The sequence below is a fragment of the Micromonospora cremea genome (genome assembly GCF_900143515.1).
Taxonomy (GTDB): domain Bacteria; phylum Actinomycetota; class Actinomycetes; order Mycobacteriales; family Micromonosporaceae; genus Micromonospora; species Micromonospora cremea.
Map to the genome: position 1 here is coordinate 54,451 of NZ_FSQT01000001.1, position 21,312 is coordinate 75,762.

19 protein-coding genes are annotated in these 21,312 nt (G+C 73.9%); 13 read left to right on the top strand and 6 right to left on the bottom strand.

The annotated features are described in order from the left end of the window. Nucleotides 1-16 precede the first annotated feature (16 nt). Nucleotides 17-1,126: a winged helix DNA-binding domain-containing protein gene (locus BUS84_RS00255; protein WP_074307738.1), complete on the bottom strand. Its 1,110-nt coding sequence runs from the start codon at nucleotides 1,124-1,126 to the stop codon at nucleotides 17-19. Between the two features lie 172 nt (nucleotides 1,127-1,298). Between BUS84_RS00255 and BUS84_RS00260 the strand changes: the two genes are divergently transcribed. From BUS84_RS00260 to wrbA, 4 genes are all read left to right on the top strand, one after another. Beyond that, on the top strand, nucleotides 1,299-1,682 hold the full coding sequence (locus tag BUS84_RS00260) for a hypothetical protein (RefSeq protein WP_074307740.1): 384 nt from the start codon (nucleotides 1,299-1,301) through the stop codon (nucleotides 1,680-1,682). Nucleotides 1,683-1,798: 116 nt separating this feature from the next. Further along, nucleotides 1,799-2,557: a HipA family kinase gene (locus tag BUS84_RS00265; RefSeq protein WP_074311811.1), complete on the top strand. Its 759-nt coding sequence runs from the start codon at nucleotides 1,799-1,801 to the stop codon at nucleotides 2,555-2,557. Beyond that, nucleotides 2,554-2,922: a DUF3037 domain-containing protein gene (locus tag BUS84_RS00270; protein ID WP_074307742.1), complete on the top strand. Its 369-nt coding sequence runs from the start codon at nucleotides 2,554-2,556 to the stop codon at nucleotides 2,920-2,922. Before BUS84_RS00265 ends, BUS84_RS00270 begins: the two co-directional genes overlap by 4 nt. A gap of 274 nt (nucleotides 2,923-3,196) precedes the next feature. Continuing rightward, complete coding sequence (gene wrbA, locus BUS84_RS00275) at nucleotides 3,197-3,814, top strand: NAD(P)H:quinone oxidoreductase (RefSeq protein WP_074307744.1); 618 nt, start codon at nucleotides 3,197-3,199, stop codon at nucleotides 3,812-3,814. Nucleotides 3,815-3,919: 105 nt separating this feature from the next. On the opposite strand, the gene BUS84_RS00280 is transcribed toward wrbA, so the two are convergent. Continuing rightward, complete coding sequence (locus BUS84_RS00280; RefSeq protein WP_074307746.1) at nucleotides 3,920-5,842, bottom strand: anthranilate synthase family protein; 1,923 nt, start codon at nucleotides 5,840-5,842, stop codon at nucleotides 3,920-3,922. A 263-nt stretch (nucleotides 5,843-6,105) separates the two neighbouring features. Here BUS84_RS00280 and BUS84_RS00285 point away from each other — a divergent pair, with 263 nt between their 5' ends. From BUS84_RS00285 to BUS84_RS00295, 3 genes are all read left to right on the top strand, one after another. Beyond that, nucleotides 6,106-7,518: an FGGY family carbohydrate kinase gene (locus BUS84_RS00285; RefSeq protein ID WP_074307748.1), complete on the top strand. Its 1,413-nt coding sequence runs from the start codon at nucleotides 6,106-6,108 to the stop codon at nucleotides 7,516-7,518. Between the two features lie 99 nt (nucleotides 7,519-7,617). Then, the gene (locus BUS84_RS40495; protein WP_280175081.1) at nucleotides 7,618-10,158 is read left to right on the top strand and encodes a sensor histidine kinase; all 2,541 of its coding nucleotides are present in this window, start codon (nucleotides 7,618-7,620) and stop codon (nucleotides 10,156-10,158) included. After that, the gene (locus BUS84_RS00295) at nucleotides 10,155-10,577 is read left to right on the top strand and encodes a roadblock/LC7 domain-containing protein (protein ID WP_074307750.1); all 423 of its coding nucleotides are present in this window, start codon (nucleotides 10,155-10,157) and stop codon (nucleotides 10,575-10,577) included. The genes BUS84_RS40495 and BUS84_RS00295 overlap by 4 nt, the downstream gene beginning before the upstream one ends. 76 nt (nucleotides 10,578-10,653) lie before the next feature. Here the strand turns inward: BUS84_RS00295 and BUS84_RS00300 are convergent, their stop codons facing one another. Continuing rightward, a complete protein-coding gene (locus BUS84_RS00300; RefSeq protein ID WP_074307752.1) occupies nucleotides 10,654-11,997 on the bottom strand; it encodes a GH1 family beta-glucosidase in 1,344 nt (447 codons plus the stop codon). Between the two features lie 185 nt (nucleotides 11,998-12,182). Between BUS84_RS00300 and tnpB the strand changes: the two genes are divergently transcribed. Next, complete coding sequence (gene tnpB / locus BUS84_RS00305; protein ID WP_208869462.1) at nucleotides 12,183-13,166, top strand: IS607 family element RNA-guided endonuclease TnpB; 984 nt, start codon at nucleotides 12,183-12,185, stop codon at nucleotides 13,164-13,166. Between the two features lie 519 nt (nucleotides 13,167-13,685). Here tnpB and BUS84_RS00310 read toward each other — a convergent pair. Continuing rightward, nucleotides 13,686-14,351, bottom strand: a complete 666-nt coding sequence (locus tag BUS84_RS00310) for a DUF3159 domain-containing protein (protein ID WP_074311815.1) — start codon at nucleotides 14,349-14,351, stop codon at nucleotides 13,686-13,688. 152 nt (nucleotides 14,352-14,503) lie between these two features. Between BUS84_RS00310 and BUS84_RS00315 the strand changes: the two genes are divergently transcribed. Together BUS84_RS00315 and BUS84_RS00320 are read left to right on the top strand one after the other, a co-directional pair. Continuing rightward, entirely contained in the window at nucleotides 14,504-15,391 is an 888-nt protein-coding gene (locus BUS84_RS00315) for a phosphatase PAP2 family protein (RefSeq protein WP_208869463.1), read from the top strand. Beyond that, nucleotides 15,388-16,068 (top strand): maleylpyruvate isomerase N-terminal domain-containing protein, encoded by a 681-nt coding sequence (locus tag BUS84_RS00320; RefSeq protein WP_074307757.1) that lies wholly within the window; start codon nucleotides 15,388-15,390, stop codon nucleotides 16,066-16,068. The genes BUS84_RS00315 and BUS84_RS00320 overlap by 4 nt, the downstream gene beginning before the upstream one ends. 6 nt (nucleotides 16,069-16,074) lie before the next feature. On the opposite strand, the gene BUS84_RS00325 is transcribed toward BUS84_RS00320, so the two are convergent. Both BUS84_RS00325 and BUS84_RS00330 read right to left on the bottom strand, forming a co-directional pair. Next, on the bottom strand, nucleotides 16,075-16,938 hold the full coding sequence (locus tag BUS84_RS00325; protein ID WP_074307760.1) for a DUF1028 domain-containing protein: 864 nt from the start codon (nucleotides 16,936-16,938) through the stop codon (nucleotides 16,075-16,077). A gap of 51 nt (nucleotides 16,939-16,989) precedes the next feature. Further along, nucleotides 16,990-18,210, bottom strand: a complete 1,221-nt coding sequence (locus BUS84_RS00330; protein ID WP_244298284.1) for a low temperature requirement protein A — start codon at nucleotides 18,208-18,210, stop codon at nucleotides 16,990-16,992. Between the two features lie 155 nt (nucleotides 18,211-18,365). Between BUS84_RS00330 and BUS84_RS00335 the strand changes: the two genes are divergently transcribed. The 3 genes from BUS84_RS00335 to BUS84_RS00345 all read left to right on the top strand — a co-directional run bounded on the left by BUS84_RS00335 (nucleotide 18,366) and on the right by BUS84_RS00345 (nucleotide 21,230). Beyond that, nucleotides 18,366-19,349 (top strand): LLM class F420-dependent oxidoreductase, encoded by a 984-nt coding sequence (locus tag BUS84_RS00335; RefSeq protein WP_074307763.1) that lies wholly within the window; start codon nucleotides 18,366-18,368, stop codon nucleotides 19,347-19,349. After that, nucleotides 19,346-20,137 (top strand): SDR family oxidoreductase, encoded by a 792-nt coding sequence (locus BUS84_RS00340; protein WP_074307765.1) that lies wholly within the window; start codon nucleotides 19,346-19,348, stop codon nucleotides 20,135-20,137. The genes BUS84_RS00335 and BUS84_RS00340 overlap by 4 nt, the downstream gene beginning before the upstream one ends. A 130-nt stretch (nucleotides 20,138-20,267) precedes the next feature. Further along, on the top strand, nucleotides 20,268-21,230 hold the full coding sequence (locus tag BUS84_RS00345) for a LysR family transcriptional regulator (RefSeq protein WP_074307767.1): 963 nt from the start codon (nucleotides 20,268-20,270) through the stop codon (nucleotides 21,228-21,230). Nucleotides 21,231-21,312 lie beyond the last annotated feature (82 nt).

A 21,312-nucleotide genomic window follows, 5' to 3' on the forward strand; every position in this document is an offset into this window, starting at 1 on the left:
GCCGGGCGCGCCCCGGTCAGGCCGGCCAGTCGACCCGGGGCGGCAGGCCGAGGAAGTCGGCGTACCGCCCCAGGGCTCGCTCCACCCGGCCACGTTCACCGGCGTCCACCGGTGTCAGCGGCTGGATCGTCACAGTGACCGCGGCCCGGGTGATGCGCCGCTTCCACAGGCCCACCACCCGGCCGGCCCGCACCACGGTGGCCTGGAAGATGCCGTTGTTGCCCGGCACGACGGCCGCCTGGTGGGCGGGATCGAGCATCAGCGCGCGATCCCGGTAGCCGAGCAGGTACTCGTCGAAGCCGGGCAGCACCAGCACGTCGTCGACCGGCGTGCGCGGCGCGTCGGCCAACGCCACGTCGGCGTACATCTCCTCGCCGTCGACCCGCACCACGGTCAGCGCGTCGCCGGCGGCGGCCAGCCCGCGCCGCGCGTCGGTCAGGGTGAGGCCGGTCCAGCCGGCGAACTCGCGGGCGGTGACCGGCCCGTGCCCGCGCACGTAGCGGTGGGCGAGCAGGGCGAGGGCCTCCTCCCGATCCAGGCGGCGCGGCCCGGGCGCCCACTCGTCGAGCAGCGCGAAGGTCTGGTCGGTGCCGACGTTCGGCGCCAGGCAGGTCACCCCGCGCACACTGACGTACCACAGCAGGTGGTAGCCGCGCTGGCTGTCGGTGTCCAGGCCGGCCGCGCGGAGGGTGGCCAGACACTGCGCCCGGGTGAGCCGGCCGCCGCCGGCCAGCGCGGTGCCGAGCACGTCCACCGCCCGGTCCGCGTCAGCGTCGGTGAGCCCGAGCTGCGCCCGGCGGGTCGCCGCGCCGGCCAGCGACCGGACGCCGGTCACCTCCAGCATCCAGCGCGCGTCGGCGGGCGGAACGAGGTGCACGGTGCCCCGCATCGGCCACGTGCGCAGCGCCTCCCGCCGTTCCAGGGCCGCCTGCACGTCGGCCACGGTCCGCCCGGGCAACCGGGCGCCTAGCGACCACAGCCCGCTGGCCAGGTCCTGCGCCTGCATGGCGCCGAACCACTCGACCACCTCGGCGACGCTGTCGGGTCGCGTGGTCGGATGCGGGCGCAGCAGCAGACTGGTCATCCGCAGCGCCAACGCGTCGGCCGCGCTGAGGTCGACGGGCATGGACGCGCTCCTTCCGGTTGCCGGGCCGCCAGCCTAGGGCCACCCACCGACGCCCGGGTCGACACGACACCCCGCATGCCCGCAGCCCGGGTCACAGCCGGGGGCATAACGGCCGGCGCAGTGGGGAATCGGCCGACCGGAAGTGCGCGCGCCGCGCGCAGAAGGGAGTGTCATGACTGCCGCAAGCGAACCGGCCCGGGGTACTGGCGCACCAGCCCGGTCCCGGCAGGGCACCGGCGCCAAGACCAGCGCGGCCGCCACCTTCGCTCTGGTCTTCGGGGTGTCCGGGCTGATCAGCGTGTTGACCGCGATCCTGGCCTGGGTCGGCCTGGTGCTCGGGATCATCGGGATCATCCTGGGCATCGTCGGGCTGAAGATGGCGCGTCGACCAGGGGTGACCGGCCGGGGTGTGGCCATCGGCGGCCTGGTGCTCAGCATCCTGGCGGTGCTGATCGGCCTGGGCCTCGCCGCGGGCATCACCACCTTCCTCAACAACGAGGGCGCGGTGAACCGCCTCCAGCAGCAGGTCGACGACCTGCGGGACAGGCTGGACTGAGCCAGAGGCTTCGTTCACCGAGCGTGGGCGACGACTCTCCGGCCCACGCTCGGTGAACGTGGTCGCGCGCGACACTGTCGGCGGGCGCGGCCGGCGATCACAGTAGGGTGGGCGACGTGCTCCGCCAGGTCACCGCTATCCGCTACGTCACCCCGCTCCGCGAGGGTGGCTCGCTGCCCGGCGTGGTGGAGGCCGACGACCTCGGCACGTACGTGGCGAAGTTCCGAGGCGCTGGGCAGGGGCCCAAGGCGCTGGTGGCCGAGGTGATCTGCGGTGAGCTGGCCCGCCGGCTGGAGCTGCGGGTGCCGCCGCTGGTGGTGCTCGACATCGACCCGGTGATCGGGCGGGCCGAGCCCGACCAGGAGGTGCAGGAACTGCTGCGCAACAGCGGCGGCGCCAACCTGGGCATGGACTTCCTGCCGGGGGCGCTGGGCTTCGACCCGGTCGCGCACCCCGTCGACCCGATGCTGGCCTCGCGCGTGCTCTGGTTCGACGCGTACGTGGAGAACGTGGACCGGAGCTGGCGCAACCCGAACCTGCTGGTCTGGCACCGGGAGCTGTGGCTGATCGACCACGGTGCCTCCCTGTACTTCCACCACAACTGGCCGCGCGCCGCCGCAGCGGTGCACCGGGCCTACCGGGGCGAGGACCACGTGCTGGCGCCGCACGCCTCCCGACTGGCCGAGGCCGACGCCGAGCTGGCACCACGGGTCACCCCGGAGCTGCTCACCGAGGTGCTGGCGTTGGTGCCGGAGGAGTGGCTGACCGCCGCCGACTTCGACTCGGCCGACGTGGCGCGGGAGGCGTACCTGGCGCACCTGTCCGCCCGGGTCGCCCGCACCGCCGACTGGCTGCCGCAGGGGAACGCGGCATGAGGCGACCATTCGAGTACGCCGTCATCCGGCTGGTGCCCCGCATCGAGCGCGGCGAGCAGATCAACGTCGGGGTGCTGCTCTACTGCCAGCAGCTCGACTTCCTGTCCGCGCGGACGCACCTGGACGTCGACCGGGTCCGCGCGCTGGCGCCGGACCTCGACCTGCCGGCGGTGGCCGAGGTGCTGGACTCCTGGGACCGGACCTGCGCCGGTGACGGGCCGGCGGCCCGGATGCGGCTCGGCGAGCGGTTCCACTGGCTGGCCGCGCCGCGCAGCACGATGATCCAGACCGGGCCGGTGCACACCGGGCTCACCAACGACCCGGCGGCGGAGCTGGAGCGACTGATGGCGGCCCTGGTCCGCTGAACGGGGCGTGACCGGGCCACAGGCCCCTGACCGCGCTACGCCAGCCCCGTTGCCGGCGGAGCGCGATCCCCCGTTCAGGCGCCCGGCGGCGGATGCTCCCGTCGGCACCAGTGGGACCAGGATCGCGTCCCGTGCCCGCCGTGGGGCTGGCACGCCCGGTAACTTGCGGAAAAATTGAGCCCGCCGTCGGCGGGGCAGCGTGGGCCGGATGCCGTTTGACGGCGCAAGCAACGGGTAGTCGCCGGAGCTGACTCAGACAGAAGGGGAACATCTGATGGCTGCCCAGACCAAGGTAGCGGTGATCTACTACAGCGCCACCGGCACCACGTACCAGATGGCGCAGGCCGTGTGCGAGGCCGCCGGCGACGCCGGTGCCGACGTGCGCCTGCGCAAGGTACGCGAGCTGGCGCCGGACGAGGCGATTCGCTCCAATTCGGGTTGGCAGGCGCACCAACTGGAAACCCAGGACGTGCCCGAGGCGATGGTCGACGACCTGGCCTGGGCCGACGTGGCGATTCTCGGCGCGCCCACCCGGTACGGCATCATCGCCGCCCAGCTGAAGCAGTTCATCGACACCACCGGTCCGCTCTGGTCCCAGGGCGGTCTGGCCAACAAGGTCTACTCCGGCTTCACCTCGACGGGGACGGCGCACGGCGGCCACGAGACCACGCTGACCTCACTCTTCAACGTCTTCTACCACTGGGGTGGCATCGTGGTCACCCCCGGCTACACCGACACCAGCCAGTTCATCGCCGGCAACCCGTACGGCGCCTCGCACACCAGCAACAACGGGGAGATCGCCCCGGACAGCGTGGCACTCGGCGCCGCCGCGCTCACGGCCCGCCGGGCGGTGCAGATCGGCACCGCGCTGAAGAAGGGCCTGGCCAGCTGACCGAGGCGGGACCGGCTGACCGACGCGGGGACCGGCGGCGCGGGCGGGGGCTCTCGGCCCGTCCGCACCGCCGGTCGATGTCAGCCGTACCCCCGCGCGGGGTGACTATGCCCGCCCCCCGGCCGCGGACAGCTCGTCCGGGTGGGGCGCCGGCAGCAGGTCGCCCAGCAGCTCGGTCAGCACGGCGAGCCCGTCCGGGCTGAGCACCGACTCCGGATGGAACTGCACCCCGGCGAAGCCGCGCCCGCGTAGGGCGTGCACGGCGCCGTCGCCCGCGTCCCGGGCCAGCTCCACCGGCCCGTACGCGGTGTCCAGCCGGTCCGCCCCGGCACGAGCGGTGAACGTGGAGTAGAAGCCCACCCGGCGGGCGCGCCCGAACAGCGGCACCTCTCGTTGCAAGCCCTGGTACGGCGCCTCCCGACGGTGCAGCGGCAGCCCCAACAGCCCGGCCAGCACCTGATGGCCGAGGCACACCGCGAGCGTCGGCCGGCCGCTGGCCAGCAGCCCGGTCAGCAGCCCCCGCAGCGCCACTATCTTCGGCGCGTCCGGGCTGCCCGGGTCACCCGGTCCGGGCCCGGCCACCACGAGGTCGTAGGCGTCGAGGGGGCCGCTGGCGTGCCACGGTCGCAGCGTGACCACCAGACCCAACGCGCCCAGCTGGTGGGCCAGCATCCCGGTGAAGGTGTCCTCGGCGTCCACGATCAGCGCCCGGCGGCCGACCAGCCCGGGCAGCCCCGGCGCGTCCGGTGCCCGCTGGTCCAGCCAGAACCGCGCCAGCGGGGCGTTACGCGCGGCCAGCGCGTCGCGTACCGCCGGATCGTCGGCCAGCCGCGCGACCGGCCCGCGGCCGCCACCGGGCGCCGCCGGGCCGAGACCGAGCGCGGCCAGCACCCCGGCCGCCTTGGCGTGCGTCTCGGCCACCTCGCCGGCCGCCGTCGAGTGCCGGACCAGGGTGGCGCCCACCGGCACCCGCAGCCGGCCGGTGGGGGAGATCTCGGCGGTACGGATCAGGATCGGCGCGTCCAACGTCTGCCGGCCCGCGTCGTCGTGGCCGAGCAGGGCCAGCACACCCGCGTAGTAGCCCCGGCCGACGCGCTCGTGTCGGGCGATCACCCGGCACGCGTTCTCCATCGGGCTGCCGGTCACTGTGGGGGCGAACATCGTCTCCCGCAGCACCTCCCGCACGTCGCGGGTGCCCCGTCCGGCGAGCAGGTACTCGGTGTGCGCCAGGTGTGACATCTCCTTGAGGTACGGGCCGATCACCTGGCCGCCGTGCTCGGCGACGGTCGCCATCATCTTCAGCTCCTCGTCGAGCACCATGTACAGCTCCTCGACCTCCTTGGGATCGGCGAGGAAGCGCAGCAGCGCCGCCCGGTCCGAAGCGCCGCCGGCGGGCCGGAAGGTGCCGCTGATCGGGTTCATCATCACCAGCCCGTCGTCGACGCTGACGTGCCGCTCCGGGCTGGCGCCGACCAGGGTCCGGGCGCCGGTGTGCACCACGAACGTCCAGTAGGCGCCGCGCTCGGCGACCAGCAGCCGGCGCAGCGCGGCCAGCGCGGCCACCAGCGGCGGGCCCTGCACAGTGGCGTGCAGGGTGCGGTGGATGACGAAGTTGGCGCCCTCGCCACGGCCGATCTCGTCGGCCAGCACCCGCTGCACGGTCCCCGCATACTCCTCGTCGGTGACGTCGAACGCGGCGTCGACGGCGCGCACCGGCTCGTCGGGCAGCGCGGCCAGCGCGTCGGCCAGGGCGATCCGGTGGTGCTCGCGGACCTGGAGGCACTCCAGCGGGGCGCCGTCGTCGACGCAGGCGAACCCGCGTTCGGTGATCTGCCGGTAGGGCACGATGGCCAGCGTCCGCGCCCCGGGCATTCCGGGTGGCAGCGGAATGTCCGCCAGCTGGTCCACGGCGTCGACCGGGCCGGTGAACAGCTCCAGGTCGTCGGCGCCCTCGCGGCGCAGCAGCGCGAAGGGGCCGGGGTCGACGCCGCGGACGACGGCGGCGAGCAGGTCGGTCAGGTGGGTCATCGGAGTCTCCGTCGGGCCGGGCGCCGCCGGGTGGGGCGGCCATCGGGGCCGGGAGATCCGGCGGCCGCCTCGATGGCGGCCGCGTGGATGGAGCTACGCGCGGTAGGTGGCCGCCAGGTTGGCGGGCCACCAGCAGGTCAGGTGCGCGAGCATGCGATCCACCCTACGCGCCCACCGCCCGCCCGGGTAGCCGATCGGGCGTACCGGTGCGCCCGGCCGGACCAGCGTTCCGGCACGCCCGGTACCGGGTAACTTGACCGGCGATGAACATTCTCGCGCTCGACCTGGGCACCTCCTCGGTACGTGGGCTGGTGCTGGACGAGGACACCCAACCGCTGCCCGACGCACTGGCCCGGCGGAAGGTCAACCTCGCCCTCGGCGACGACGGCACCGGCACCCTCTCCGGTCCCGCCTACCTCGCCTGCCTGATCGAGTGCCTGGACGAGCTGGCCGAGGGCGGGCACCTGCGCGAGATCGAGCTGGTGGCCGTCTCCGCGCAGTGGCACTCGGTGCTCCCGCTGGACCGCGACGGCACCCCGCTGGGCCCGGTGATCACCTGGCTGGACACCCGGCCGGCGCCGCTCGACGGGGCACCCGGGCCGGCCGACCCGGACGACTTCCACCAACGCACCGGCTGCTGGTGGCACCGCTCCTACTGGTCGGTGCGGCTGCCCTGGCTGCGCGAGATGTCCGGCACCCCGATCACCCGGTTCGTCGGCCTGACCGAGTACGTGCTGGGCGAGCTGCTCGACGCGGCGCCCATGTCGGTCTCCCAGGCCTCCGGCACCGGCCTGCTGGACCTGGGCAACCTGCGCTGGGACGACGAGGCGCTGGCGCTGGCCGGTACGCGACCGCAGGAGCTGCCGCCCCTGGGCGAGCTGGAATGGCACGGCCGGCTACGGCCCGACCGTGCCCGCCGCTGGCCGCAGCTGGCCGAGGCTCGGTGGTCGCCGCCGGTGGGCGATGGCGCGGCCTCGAACGTCGGCTCGGGCTGTGTCGACCCGAGCCGCGCCGCGGTCACGGTCGGCACCTCCGCCGCCGTACGACTGATGCAGCGGGTCCCGGTCGGCATGCCGCTGCCACGGCTGCCCGAACGCTTGTGGCGCTATCGAGTCGACCACGACCACGTGGTGACCGGGGCGGCGTACTCCAGCGGCGGCAGCCTGTTCGCCTGGGCCGACCGGGAGCTGCGGTTGCCCCGGGGCGCCGACCTGGACGCGGCGCTGGCGCTGGTGCCGGCGGGCGGTGGGCGGCCGGCGGACCCCCGCTTCGGCGGCGACCGGGCGCCAGGGCTGGCCCCGGCGGGCACCGGCGAGGTGCGCGGGCTCAGCCTCGGCACCACCGCCGTGGACATCCTGGCCGGGCTGATGCAGGGTCTGTGCGAGCTGGTCGCCGAGGACCTGACGGTGCTGGAGTCCACCATCGACAAACCAGTCGAGGTGGTGCTCGGCGGCGGCGCGGTGGCCGCCTCGGTGTGGTGGCGGCAGGCGTTCGCCTCCGCGCTCGCGCCGCGACCGGTGTCGCACCAACGCAACCCGGAGATCGGCGCCACCGGAGCCGCGTTGGTGGCGCTGGGCCGATACGGTGACGCGGTCGAACTCGCCGACATCGGCCGGACGGACGAGCTGGTCTTACCGACGACGACAGGACCCTCCCACCCGCAGTATCCTTCCTAAACTTCCTCCCCGTCCGGACCGTTGACAGCGCTCCCGAGCCTGGTTGGATGGACTGCGCTCCCCGGACCGCGGTGGACGCGGCAGGACGGAGGAGGCAGGGTGGCGGTAGGTCCCGACCCGGTGAACGGCGCGGTGTCGAACCATCGCCGGCGTCGCTTCGATGTCCGGGTCGTTCCGCACCGGCGCCGCTCGCCGTTCCGCCTACGGGACTGGCGAATGAGCACCAAGCTGGCCACCGTGCTGGTGGTGCCGTCGGTGGCGTTCCTGGTGCTCGCCGGCGTGCAGACCAGCGCCCTGGTGGGGCGGACGACGGCGCTGAACGACTTCGCACGGCAGGTCGGCATCGGCCGGCAGATCACCGCGGTCGTGCACCAGCTCCAGCAGGAGCGGGACCGCTCGGCAGGCGAGCTGGGCGAGCTGCGTAAGGGTGGTGACCGCGAGGCCGCGTCCACCGCCCTGAAGCCGCTGCAGGCGGCGACCGATCGGGCCATCGTGGACCTGCGCCGGGCGGCGGAGCCGCTGGCCGACGCCGACGCGTCCTGGCGGGTCGCCTTCTCAGAGGTGCTGGAGGCGTACGACCAGGTCGTCGACATCCGGCCGGCGATCCCGCCCGCGGTGCTCAGCAGCGACACCATCCTGAGCAACTATCACCGCGCCGTCGACACGCTGCTCGACCTGCTCGCCGAGCCAACGCCGGGCCAGGAGCGGCCGGCGTTGAGCGACGCGGTGCTGCGCTACGTCCAGATCGCCCGGGTCAAGGAGCTCTCCTCGCGGGTCCGGGCCCAGCTCTACGCCGCCGCCCGCGCCAGCCGGTACGGCACAGAGGACCGGGTGCTCCTCACCGACCTGCGCGCCCAACAGTTGACCGCGCTCGGCGCGTTCCGGGTGGCCGCCACCACCGACCAGATCCGCCGGTACGACGAGACCTCGGTGGACCCGATGTTCCTGGTCGCCACCCAACTGGAGGAGCGCAGCCTGCCGGCCGGCGACGCGGCGCCGGAGGTGCTGCCCTCGGAGCAGTGGTGGGCGGCCAGCCAGCAGCGCCAGGAGTTGCTGCGCCAGGTCGAGGCTGGGGTGCTCGACGACGCTGTCCGGCAGGCCGACGGCGCCAGCAGCGGCCAGCTGAGGACCACCCTGCTGGTGGCCGGTGGGATCGTCGCCGTGCTGCTGGTCGCCCTGCTGATCTCGCTGCTCGTCGGGCGCTCGGTGGCCCGGTCGATGCGGCTGCTGCGCAGCCAGGCGCTGCGGATCGCGCAGGTCGAGCTGCCGGACGCGCTGGACCGGCTGCGGACCGTCACCGGCGGGGTGCCGGGCATCGAGGTCGCGCCGGCGGTGGTCCGCTCGCTCGACGAGATCGGCGAGCTGGCGGAGGCGTTCGTCGCGGTGCACCGCAGCGCGGTCACCGTCGCCGTCGAGCAGGCGACGATGCGGCGCAACGTCAACGCGATGTTCGTCAACCTGGCCCGGCGCAGCCAGGTGCTGGTGGAGCGCCAACTGGAGCTGCTGGACGACCTGGAGCGCGAGGAGAGCGACCCGGAGCAGCTGGAGAACCTGTTCAAGCTCGATCACCTGGCTGCCCGGATGCGCCGTAACGACGAGAGCCTGCTGGTGCTCGCCGGCACCGAGTCCACCCGCCGGTGGAACCGGCCGGTCGGCCTCGGCCCGGTGCTGCTGGCGGCCGCCGCCGAGATCGAGCAGTACCAGCGGGTCCGCCTCGAGTCGGTGGGCGACGTGCACGTGGTCGGGCATGCCGTCGGCGAGCTGGTGCACATGCTGGCAGAGCTGTTGGAGAACGCCACCGCATTCTCCCGCCCGGACACCGTCGTGTCGGTGACCGCCCGGGTCGAGGCCGCGGGCGCGCTGATCGAGATCACGGACCGTGGCCTGGGCATGAGCCCGGCTGCCCTGGCGGAGGCGAACGGGGTGCTGGCCAGCCCGCCGGCCGCGGACGTCGCGACCGTCGAGCGGATGGGCCTGTTCGTGGTCAGCCACCTGGCCGCCCGGCTCGGCGTGCGGGTCCGGTTGGACGGCGGCCAGGACGGCCTGGTCGCCCGGCTCGCGCTGCCCGCCGTGTTGCTGGCCCCGGCGGGCGCGGTGGAGTTGGATCCGCGGGCCCCGGCCCGGATGCTGGCGGCCGGCGCCGCTCGGGGAGTCAACGCGCAGCGGATGCCCGGGGCCGCCCGGGCCACGGGCTCGTCCGGGCCGGCCGTCGCGCCGCTGGACCTGCCGGTTGCGGGCCGCCCGCCCGTGGCTGCCGCGCCACGTCAGGCCCGCCAGGTGCCGGTCCGCGCCGAGGACGTGCTCGCCCCGGCCCCGTCGGGTGCCGGCGGCGGCTGGTGGTCCCGGGAGGGCCCGGTCGGACCGGCGGAGCCGGGGCCGGTCGTGCCGCCGGCCACCCCGGTGATCGCCGGCACCAACGAGCGGGGCCTGCCGATGCGGGTGCCGATGGCGCAGCTCTCCGCGGTCACGCGCCCGGCCCGGCCGGAGTCGGCTCCGGCGCGTGACGACCTGGACCCGGAAGCGGTCGGTGGCATGCTTTCCCGGCTCTACAACGGGGTACGGCGTGCTGAGGCCGAGGACACCACCGAGATACCCGTGCCACCGTCCGGGGGGCACGATGAAGGGGGACGACGACAGTGACGACGTTGAGCCAGGAGGCACGGGACCTGAGCTGGCTGGTGAGCGCGTTCGCGGAGCGGGTGCCGGGCGTGGCGCACGCGGTGGTGGTCTCCTCCGACGGGCTGCTGGTGGCGATCTCCGACAACCTGCCCCGCGACCACGCGGACAAGCTCGCCGCGGTGACCTCCGGGCTGATGAGCATCACCGCGGGCGCGGCCCAGATGTTCGACGGCGACGTCGTCAAGCAGACGGTGGTCGAGATGGGCCGGGGCTACTTCCTGGTGATGCAGGTCCGGGACGGTTCGATCCTGGCCACCCTGGCCGCCGGGGACGCGGACATCGGCGTGGTGGGCTACGAGATGGCCCGGCTGGCGAAGCAGGCGGGGGAGATGCTCACCCCGGCGCTGCGGGCGGAGTTGCAGCAGGCGCTGCCCCGCTGACCGGCCCGGCCGTGCCCCGGACGGTCACCGGCTCACCGGAGCCGGCCGCCGGGGCCCGGCTGTCCGGGCGGCCCGCTCAGAATCCGCCGTCGGCGATGACCGAGCGGTACCAGTGCGCGCTGCTCTTGAGCACCCGCCGCTGGGTCGGATAGTCCACGTAGACCAGTCCCCACCGCTGGTCGTACCCCTCGGCCCATTCGAAGTTGTCCAGCAGCGACCAGACGTGGAAGCTCTCCAGCGGCACCCCGGCGGCGATGGCCCGGTGCGCGGCGGCCAGGTGGTCGCGCAGGAAGCTGATCCGGCCGGCGTCGTCGACGCTGCCGTCCGCGGCCAGGGCGTCCGGTGTGGGCAGCCCGTTCTCGGTGACGGTGAGCGGGATCGGGCCGTATTCGCGGGTGACCCGGGTCAGGATGTCGTACATCCCGTCGGGGTAGATCTGCTGCCACTCGGCCTCCGAGGTCGGCCAGCGGTGCTCGGTGCCGCCGTCCGCGGTGACGTAGATCGGCGTGTAGTACTGCACGGCGAGCAGGTCGACCGGCGAGGAGATCACGGCCAGGTCGCCGTCGCGGATGCCGCGAACCATCCGGCTCTGCGGGCCCAGGTCGGCCAGCACGTCCTGCGGGTAGCTGCCCTTGAGCAGCGAGTCGAGGTAGAGGCGGTTCTCGTAGCCGTCGTAGAGCCGGGCCGCCGCGGCGGCCTCCGGTGAATCGTCGGCGGGGTAGCAGGGGTGCAGGTTGAGCGCGGGGCCGATCCGACCGGTGCCGCCGGCGGCGCGCAGCGCGCGGACCGCGAGCCCGTGGGCGAGTTGCAGGTGGTGGGCGACGAGGTAGGCCGCGTCCGGGTCCTGCCGGCCCGGGGCGTGGTGGCCACCGAGGTAGCCGTTCTGCACCACGGTCTTGGGCTCGTTGATGGTCAGCCAGACCGGGACGCGGTCGCCGAGTGCGCGGAACACCGCGTCGGCGTAGTCGGCGAAGCGGTTGGCGGTGTCGCGCGACTCCCAGCCGCCGGCGTCCTGCAGGGCCTGCGGCAGGTCCCAGTGGAACAGGGTGGCCATCGGGGCGATGCCGCGCTCGTGCAGGCCGTCCAGGAGGCGGCGGTAGAAGTCGAGCCCGCGCTGGTTGGGCGCGCCGCTGCCGTCGGGTTGGATCCGGGGCCAGGAGATGGAGAAGCGGTAGCTGCGCAGCCCGAGGTCGCGCATCAGGTCGAGGTCCTCGACGTACCGGTGGTAGTGGTCGGCGGCCACGTCGCCGGTGTCGCCGTTGCGGGTGCGCCCGGGGGTGCGGCTGAAGGTGTCCCAGACCGATTCGCCGCGGCCGTCCTCCTTGGCGGCGCCCTCGATCTGGTACGCGGAGGTGGCCGCGCCCCAGCCGAAGTCGAGGGGGAAGCGCAGCGGGCCGGCGGGCCCGGTAGGTATCGACATGGATTCTCCTCGTGGATACGGGGCAACCGCCGAAATTCGGGAGCGCTCCCAGAATAGGGCAGGGGCTGCGGGCCCGGTCAGCCGGCCGTCGTGTCGGCCGTCAGTGGCGCGTTGCGGCGGTGTGGGCCCCGGACAGCGAACGAGGCCGACCGGGCGGCGCGGCGCGCCTGTCCCGTCGTCCGAGTGTGCGGTTTACCACCGGCAGCATCCGCGTCGAGCCGGACCGCAAATATGTCGTATTGCCGCGCCTGGGCCGGTTGAAGGTGCACGAGTCGGCCCGCAAGCTGGCGCGTCGGTTGGAGGCGGGCACCGCGCGGATCCTCGCGGCGACGGTGCGCCGCGAGGGCGGCCGCTGGTATGTGTCGTTCACCTGCGAGGTCGTTCGGGCTGCGCGCACCCCGACCCGACCGGACTCTGTCGTCGGGGTGGATCTCGGGGTGACGCACCTGGCGGTGCTGTCCACCGGCGAGCAGGTGCCCAACCCCCGCCACCTGGTCGAGGCCACCGGGCGCCTGCGCCGGCTGGCCCGTCGGGTGTCCCGGCGCGTCGGCCCAGACCGCCGCGTACGACGAGACCCGTCGAACCGGTGGCAGCGGGCCACCCGTCAGCTGGCCCGGGCGCACGCCCGCGTCGCGAACCTGCGCCGCGACGGCCTGCACCACCTCACCACCCGCCTCGCCCGCGAACACGCCACCATCGTGGTCGAGGACCTGAACGTGGCGGGGATGCTGCGTAACCGGCGGCTGGCCCGGCACATCGCCGACGCCGGCTTCGCCGAACTCCGTCGACACCTCCACTACAAGACCGAATGGAACGGCGGACGGCTGATCATGGCCGACCGCTGGTTCCCGTCCAGCAAGACCTGCTCGGGCTGCGGCACGGTGACAACCAAGCTGGCCCTGGCCGAGCGGACCTACACCTGCACCACCTGCGGCCTGACCCTCGACCGGGACCTGAACGCCGCGATCAACCTCGCCGCCCTCGCGCGTGAGGTTATCGACGACCGGAGTGGCCGGGAGTCGCTAAACGGACGCCGAGCCGACCGTAAGCCCCCGCCCGCGGGGCTGGTGGCCGTGAAACGTCCACCCGGCACCGCCATGGCGGGTAACACCGGGACCGTCCCACCGCAAGGCGGGACTACCCCTCGACTGCTCGTTAAAGCGCACTGAGAGGTAACGGCAACCCCCGTCCCCACCGTAACTGCACACACGGGCGGAGTTGGGTCCTGCCGTGCGTGTCGCGCGGGAGCCGGGCCACGCGAGTGGCTCTGGTTCCACCTCCCTCCCTGTGGCGGGACGATGGCTGACGGCGGTGTCCGGGCTGGCCCATCGTCAGCCATCGGGCTGGTTCCCCGGGCCCGTCAGAGACGGTCCCGGTGATCTTCTCGTTGGTGGCGCGCCCCGCCCACCCCGGGGTCCGGCCGGGTCCGGGGGAACGACGGGACCCGGCCGGCGGACGGCCTGACACCCACGGTCAGGCCGGGGTGGGCCGGCCATCCGGCCGACGCAGCGGGTCGGCCGGCCCACCCCACCGCCCGGACTGGAGGAAGCCGCGAAAAAGCCCAGAAATTCGGGCCGTCACGGGATCACGTGGACGACCGTGACGGAGTAACGTACGTCACCGGAGAGGCCGCTCCCCCCGTGGCGGCCTCTCCACTTTTATGCCCTGGTTTCCCTGGCCGGGCCAAGTCACCGGGGCGGGGCGGCCGGGCTCTCGACGACCGGGTGACGCAACCCCGGGTGCCCGGGCGGCAGCGACCGACGCAGCACCATCCAGCTCACCGCCAGCGCCGCCGCGACCAGCGGCCAGGTCAGCGCGACCCGGGCCACCACCAGCGCGAGCACCTGTCCGCTCAGGTACAGCGGCACGAACACCGCCACCCGCAGCACGTAGGTCGCCGTCCACACCCAGCTCGCGCGGCCGTACCCGCGCAGCAGCGCCGGGTCGCGCCGCCACCGGGAGCGCTGGCCCAGCACCGCGCCGACCAGCACCCCGAGCAGCGGCCAGCGCACCACGATGCTCACCGCCCAGGCCAGCGCGCTGGCGGCGTTGGAGAGCAGCTGGATCAGGAAGAAGTTCTCGGCCCGGCCGGTGCGTACCGCGATCAACGCGGCGACGCAGACGGCGAGCAGCCCGATGAGCACCGAGCGCGGCCGGTCACCCCGACGCAGCCGGACGCCGGCCACCACCGCGCCGACGGCCAGGGCCGCGCCGACCCCGGCCCAGATCGACTCCCCGCCGAGCAGCCAGCCCGCCGCGAACGCCAACGGTGGCAGGGTGGCGTCGATGGCACCGCGACGCCCGCCCAGCAGATCCGCCAGCGACTCCGCCCGGACCGGCCGATCGGCGCCCACGCCGACCCCGGCCCGCTGCTCCGAATCGGGCCTGACCTGGCCGGCGTCCCCCTCCGGTGTGCCGCTCACCGCCACCTCCTCACCTCCGCCCCAACCTAACCGCCGCCGCCCGGTGGGCCACCGGCCGCCCGAGCCACACCGGCCGCTACGGTGTGCGAATGCGCGCGACGGCAAGGGGTTGGACCGCGGTCTGGTTGGTCGTCATGGCCCTCGTCCAGGCGGCCGCCTTCCTCGCCGTCTGGCGGGTGGCCGTGCACAGCGAGATCGGCCAGTGGATCGACACGGTCGCGCTGACCGGCAACCGGATCGGCCAGGACCGCATCGACGGCCCGGTGGACAAGCTCCTCAACGCGATGTCGGTGGTCTCCCTGCTGGCCGCCACCGCGACGATCGGGTTCATCGCGCTGATGCGGGGTCGGATCGCCCTCGCCATCACCGCGACCCTGCTGATCGCCGGCGCGAACGTCTCCACCCAGCTGCTCAAGTACGGGCTGAACCGGCCGGACTACGGCCTCGACCCGGAACGCGCGGGGGTGGGCAACAGCCTCCCCAGTGGGCACACCGCGGTGGCCGCGTCGGTGGCGGTCGCGCTGGTGCTCGTGCTGCCGCCCAAAGTGCGGGCCGTCGGCGCCTTCCTCGCCGCCGGTTACGCGGCCGTCGCCGGGGTGGCCACCCTCTCCGCCGGCTGGCACCGGCCCAGCGACGCGGTCGCCGCGTACCTGGTGGTGGGCGTCTGGGCGGCGCTGGCCGGGCTGGTCCTGCTGATCACCCAGCGGGAACGGGCGCAGGTCGCCCCCGGCGACGCGCACCGGCTCGCGGCCCTGCTGCTCGGCGCCGTCGGCGTGCTCGCCCTGATCGGCTGCGTGCTGGCGCTGTCCTGGCTGGTGGACCTGCGCAGCACCGGGCCGGACGAGCTGACCCGGCGGCCGCTCTTCGTCGGGTACGCGGGCAGCGCCGCCGGCATCGCCGGCACGATGGCGGTGGTGATGGCGTTGGTGCTCATCGTCGTGCACCGGCTGGTGCCGCGGGTCAAGGGATGAGCCTGCCGGTGGATCCCGTCCGCGCGGCCTTCCGCGCCGAGTGCGCCCGACTCACCGAGATCCTGGCCGAGCTGGACGACGCCGACCTCGACCGGCCGACCGGCTGCCCGCCGTGGACCGTCCGCGAGCTGATCGCGCACGTGCGTACCGGCACCGGCCGGCTGACCGACATGCTCGCCGCGCCGGCCCCGCCGCGCGCCGAGGTGGACGCCGCCGGCTACTTCGGCGCGGCGAAGTTCACCCCGGAGGTGGACGCCGAGCGGATCGCCGGCGGCCGGCGGGACGCGCGGCAGGTGGACCGGGCGACGTTGCCGACCGACCTCGACCGGACCTGGCGGGCCGCCGACGCCGCCGTCGCCGCGGCCCCGCCCGAGCGGGTGGTCCGGACCCGCCACGGGGACGCGATGTGCCTCACCGAGTTCCTGCGGACCCGGGTCGTCGAGGTGGGCGTGCACGGCCTCGACCTGGCCGCCGCGCTGGACCGCCCGCCGTGGCTCACAACGCAGGCGGCGGCGGTGATCGTCGACCTGCTCACCGACGGGCGGCCGGCGCCGGCCGAGTTGGGCTGGGACCACCTGACGCTGATCCGCAAGGCCACCGGGCGGGCGGCGTTGACCGCCCAGGAACGGGCCGTCGTCGACGCCGCCGAGTTCCGCTGGCTCGCCTTCGGCAGCTGACCCGGGTCAGCTCGCGGAGCGGGGCGCGGGCACGTGCGGGGCGACGCCGCGCAAGTGCGTCAGCACCACCGGGTCGATCCGCCCCGGCACCAGCCGCTCTTCCAGGTTTTCCAGCCCTGCCCAGGAGACCAGCGCGCCCTCCGGGCCGTCGTCGGCCACCGGGTGGCCCAGGGCGGTGAGCAACGCCGCCACCTCGTCGGCCACCGCGCCGCTCAGGTCCAGCAGCGTGGCCGGGTCGGGCCGGCTGAACAGCAGGGTGTGCACGGCGAGCAGCCGATCCAGCTCGGCCACCGGATCGGGGTGATCGTCGACCCGCAGGTCGATCAGCACGTCGCTCCTGCCGCCGTACCCGCCGCCGGGCTCGACCACCAGCAGGCCGGCGCTCTGCCGGCCCCGCCGGTCGCCGCCGGCCTCGTCACCGGCGCGCAGAGCGGCGACCAGCCGCTCGGCGAACGGCAGCGCCGCACCGGCCAGCCAGGCGTCGCCCAGCGCGTCGACGACCTCCGGGCCGGTGAGCACGTTGCCCTGCGCGGCCCAGCCATCGCCGGTGCGCCCACCGGCCCACGGGTGGCAGGCCGGCCCGGTCCAGCTGGCACCCGGACCGTTGGCTCCCACCACGCCGAGCTGGCGGTGCTCCCGCTCGGCGTCGGCGGCGATCAGACCGGCCACCACGTCGGCGGCCGGAACCCCGGTGCGCAGCAGGGTCAGGCCCTGCGGGCGATAGGCGAGGTTGACGTGCGCCTGGGTGGCCAGCGCGCCGACCTGGGCCTCCGCGGCCGGCACGAGCGCCCCGGCGGCGAGGAACTTGCTGGCCACGACGACGCCGTGCAACCGGGCGTCGGCAGAGCGGGCCACGAGGGAGAAGGTCACCCGCCGAGATTAACCTGTCGCGCCGACAAGGCATCCACGTATGTCGATTTCTCAGAACGGCGTCGCTGCCGCCTCCGGTGGGGCGCCACGCGCCCGCCGGGCGTCGGTGACCGCGACGGCCGCCAGCACCAGTACCCCGGCGGCGGTCGCCACCACACCGGGCAGGAACAGCAGCGGCACCGCCACCGCCGCCAGCACCAGGATGGCGATCCACCGGGACGGGGAGACCCGCCCGAACACCTCGTACTCGAAACGGGCCCGGCCGACCAGGAACAGCGCCGGCCCGCCGAGCACCATGGCCAGCCACGACCCGGGCATCCGTTCCAGCGGATGCTCGATGATCAGCTCGTAGCCGACCGCGGTGGCGGCCAGGCCGATCACCATCACCAGGTGGGTGTCCGCCGCCGACCGGCCGATGTGCGCCGGGTGCCGGGCCCGCGCGACGGCCTCGCCGAGGATCTGCCCGGCGCGCTGGAAGTAGATCCGCCACAGCACGATCGTGGTGGCCAGCGCCAACGCGAACGCCAACGCGTGCCCCGACTCGTACGGCACCTCGCTGTACGCGAAACCGGCCACCAGGATCGTCTCGCCCAGCGCGACGAGGAAGAACTGCTGGTAGCGCTCGGCCAGGTGCTCGCCGGCGATGTCCCACTTCGACATCGTCGACCGGCCCAGCCCCGGCACCGGCCAGCCACACCGGCCGGCCACGTATTCGATGGTCAGCGCGAGCGTCCAGGACACCACCTGCATGTTGGTCGACAGCATCGACCCACCGATCCAGAACACGCCGCTGGTGGCGTACACCACCGCCATCCGGATCTTCAGCCGGCGGTACTCATGCGGCCTGAGCGCGATCGCCAGGATCAGCGGCCGGGACACCTGCGCGACCACGTACGCCACCGCGAACATCAGCCCGGTCTGACTGAACGCCCGCGGGGTCGCCACCCCCATCACCAAACTGCAGACCAGCGCGATCATCACGACGGCCTGCAACGGCACCTTGTACGGGTCGTAACGGCTGGTCGTCCACGCGGTGCCCTGCCAGAGCGCCCAGAGCGCGAGCAGCAACAGCAGGGTCTTGCCGCTCCCGGTGACCGCCGACCAGCCATGGGCGCGACCCGGCTCGTGGGTGAGGTCCTCGAACGCGCGCGCGGAGATCCGTGTGAGCGCGAAGACGTAGACCAGGTCGAAGAAGAGCTCCAGGAAGGTGGCGCGGCCCGGTTCGCCCGCCCCCGATACCGGCTCCAGGCGTCCCGCTGCCCTGGAACCCACGATCAGCGGCCTGCGCCGTCGGTCCGGTCCACCGGGCAGTCGTAACACCGCCAGACGGGCCGGGCGGCCCGATACCGGCAATTCCGCCCGGTTCGGGGATCTTGCTCGCGGACCCCGTGAACGGGCACGATCGATCGGTGACGAATCGATGGGGCATGACGGTGCCGTTGGGCGGGATCCCGCTGGCCGACCACGCCGCGGTCTACGCGACGCTCGACCGGGCCGGGTTCACCGACGTCTGGTCGTCCGAGGTCGCCGGGACCGACGCGTTCACCCCGCTGGCGCTCGCCGCGGCCTGGCAACCCCGGCTGCGGCTGGGCACCGCGATCGCCCCGGTCTTCACCCGGGGGCCCGGGCTGCTGGCGATGAGCGCGGCGGCGCTGGCCGAGGCCGCGCCGGGCCGGTTCGCGCTCGGCATCGGCGCGTCCTCGCCGGTGCTGGTACGCGACTGGAACGCCGTGCGGTTCGATGAGCCGTTCCGGCGGACCCGGGATGTCCTGCGCTTCCTGCGCGCCGCGCTGCGCGGCGAGACCGTGGACGAGGTCTACGACACCTTCACCGTGCGCCGGTTCACTCTGGAACGGCCGCCGGCGGTGCCGCCGTCGATCCTGCTCGCGGCGCTGCGCCCGGGCATGCTCCGGCTGGCCGGCGCCGAGGCGGACGGGGTCATCCTCAACTGGCTCAGCGCCGACGACGTGCCGCGCGCCCTCGCCGAGCTGGGCGAGCGCCGCGCCGGCTTCGAGGTCGCCGCACGGATCTTCGTCTGTCCCACTGAGGACGCCGGGTACGCCCGCAAGCTGGGTCGCCGGCTGATCACCAGCTACCTCACCGTCCCCGCGTACGCCGAGTTTCACCGCTGGCTCGGCCGCGACGAGGTGCTGGCGCCGATGTGGGAGGCGTGGGCCGCAGGTGACCGGCGCGGCGCCAGCGCCGCGGTGCCGGACGAGGTGGTCGACGCGCTCGTGCTGCACGGCTCGCCGGAGCACTGCCGCGCCGAGGTGCGCCGCTACGCCGACGCCGGCGTGGAGGTGCCCGTCTTCGCGCTGCTGCCCACCCCGGAGGTGACCGCCGGCGGTGCGGCCGCGCTGACCACCCTCATTGCCCAGTTGGGCACCGACTCCGTAGGAGCGTCGACGTGAACCTCACCGACCGGATCGTGGTGGTCACCGGCGGCGCCGGCGGCATCGGCGCGGCGCTGTCCCGCCGGTTCGCCGCCGAGGGCGCCGCCGCCGTGGTGGTCGCCGACCTGGACGCCGACGCGGCCCGCGCGGTGGCCGAGGGCATCGGCCCGGTAGCGCACGCCACCGCGCTTGACGTCACCGACGAGGATCAGGTGCGTGCGCTGGTCGACGACACCGAGCGGCGGTACGGCCGGATCGACCTGTTCTGCGCCAACGCGGGCGTGACCACCGGCGGGGGAGTGGAGGTCGACGACGCCGGCTGGGACCGTGCGTGGCGGGTCAATGTGCTCGCCCACGTCTACTCCGCCCGCGCGGTGCTGCCCGGGATGCTCGCCCGTGGCGGCGGCCACCTGCTGCACACCTGCTCGGCGGCGGGCGTGCTGACCGCGGTGGGCGACGCCGCGTACACCGCGACGAAGCACGCCTCGGTGGGCTTCGCCGAGTGGCTGGCCATCACCTACCGGGACCGGGGCATCCGGGTCAGCGCGCTCTGCCCGCAGGGGGTCGACACCCCGATGCTCGCCGACGGGATCGTCGAGGGCCACCTGGGCGCCCGGGTGATCGCCGCCTCCGGTGCGGTGCTCACCCCGGACCAGGTCGCCGAGGCGACCATCGCCGGGCTGGCCGAGGAGCGTTTCCTGATCCTGCCGCACCCGGAGGTGGCCGACTACGCGCGTCGCCGCGCCGAGGACCCGGACGGCTGGCAGGCCGGCCTGCGCAAGCTGGTCCGCCGCCTCTCCACCTGACCCGCACGTGGTGACTCTTGCGCACAACCGATGTTTGGGTCCCTGGATCACATCGGCTGCTCGCGGGCAGGTCAGACAACCGTCTTTCGGCGAGCCACAACCATCAGTTGGGCGGCCATAGGCTGGACCAGTGGATACCGAGGCGGTGCGATCGTTCGTTCGGGCGGCCGAGCTGGGACAACTGCAACATGCGGCCGACGAGCTGGGCGTGACACAGCAGGCGGTCTCGAAGCGGATCGCCGCCTTGGAGCGTGAGCTGGAGGTCCGTCTGTTCACCCGTACCGCCCGAGGGGTCGAGCTGACGCTCGACGGCCAGGCGCTTCTCCCGCACGCCCGGAGCATCGTGGCGGGTGTCGAGCGTGCCATCACCGCGGTCAGGCCGGGTTCCCGGGCTCTTCGGATCGACGTGCTCGGCCTGCGAAGCGCGCAGGCCGTTGTCCTGCACGACTATTGGCGGTCGCATCCCGGAACCAGCCTCGACGTGGTGACCCTCAGGGTCAACGACCCGCGCGTGGCGGTCGCTGCCGTCGAAGCGGGCGATGTCGACGCCTCGTTCCGCACCGTCACCGACCCGGCCGCGCTTCCGCGCGGCGTGCGCATGATCCACGCGTTCGACTCTCCGCTGGAACTCGTCGTCGGCCCGAGACATCCGCTCGCCTCAGCGCGAACACTGACCCCGCTCCAGCTGCGCAAGCACCGGATCTGGGTGCCGGGTATCGCGCCGCGCAGCGAATGGGCGGATTTCTACGATCAGCTCGCCACCGACTTCGACCTCCGCATCGACGCGGCGGGTCCGCACTTCGGCGACGAAGTCCTCCTGGACACCCTCGCGGACTCGGCGAATGTGGCCACCCTCGTCGGGGCGCGTGACCGATACATCTGGCCGGCGAACCATGACCTACGCCGCATCCCGATCGTCAATCCGACGCTCGCGTACCCGCTCTCCCTCATCCTCCCCGCAACGAACCCACACCCGGGACTTCGGGCGATCATCAACCACTTCGCAAACCTGGCACCCGTCCCGGAGACGACCTGGCGCCCATCCTGGGCACCGACGCCACGCCGCAACGATGGCGATGCCGCGCGCGCCTGACGTTGACGACGCGCGCGCCCGGTGGGACCCGGGCAGCGTGATGACCGGTGGGAACCCAGGTTCCCGATCGCGCCGCCGGCAG

Excerpts from the sequence above, each read along its gene's own strand:
- BUS84_RS00260 (WP_074307740.1), top strand. The coding sequence starts at position 1,299 with ATGACTGCCGCAAGCGAACCGGCCCGGGGTACTGGCGCACCAGCCCGG.
- BUS84_RS00270 (WP_074307742.1), top strand. The coding sequence starts at position 2,554 with ATGAGGCGACCATTCGAGTACGCCGTCATCCGGCTGGTGCCCCGCATC.
- BUS84_RS00285 (WP_074307748.1), top strand. The coding sequence starts at position 6,106 with ATGAACATTCTCGCGCTCGACCTGGGCACCTCCTCGGTACGTGGGCTG.
- BUS84_RS00320 (WP_074307757.1), top strand. The coding sequence starts at position 15,388 with ATGAGCCTGCCGGTGGATCCCGTCCGCGCGGCCTTCCGCGCCGAGTGC.
- BUS84_RS00335 (WP_074307763.1), top strand. The coding sequence starts at position 18,366 with ATGACGGTGCCGTTGGGCGGGATCCCGCTGGCCGACCACGCCGCGGTC.
- wrbA (WP_074307744.1), top strand. The coding sequence starts at position 3,197 with ATGGCTGCCCAGACCAAGGTAGCGGTGATCTACTACAGCGCCACCGGC.
- BUS84_RS00255 (WP_074307738.1), bottom strand. The coding sequence starts at position 1,126 with ATGCCCGTCGACCTCAGCGCGGCCGACGCGTTGGCGCTGCGGATGACC.
- BUS84_RS00280 (WP_074307746.1), bottom strand. The coding sequence starts at position 5,842 with ATGACCCACCTGACCGACCTGCTCGCCGCCGTCGTCCGCGGCGTCGAC.
- BUS84_RS00300 (WP_074307752.1), bottom strand. The coding sequence starts at position 11,997 with ATGTCGATACCTACCGGGCCCGCCGGCCCGCTGCGCTTCCCCCTCGAC.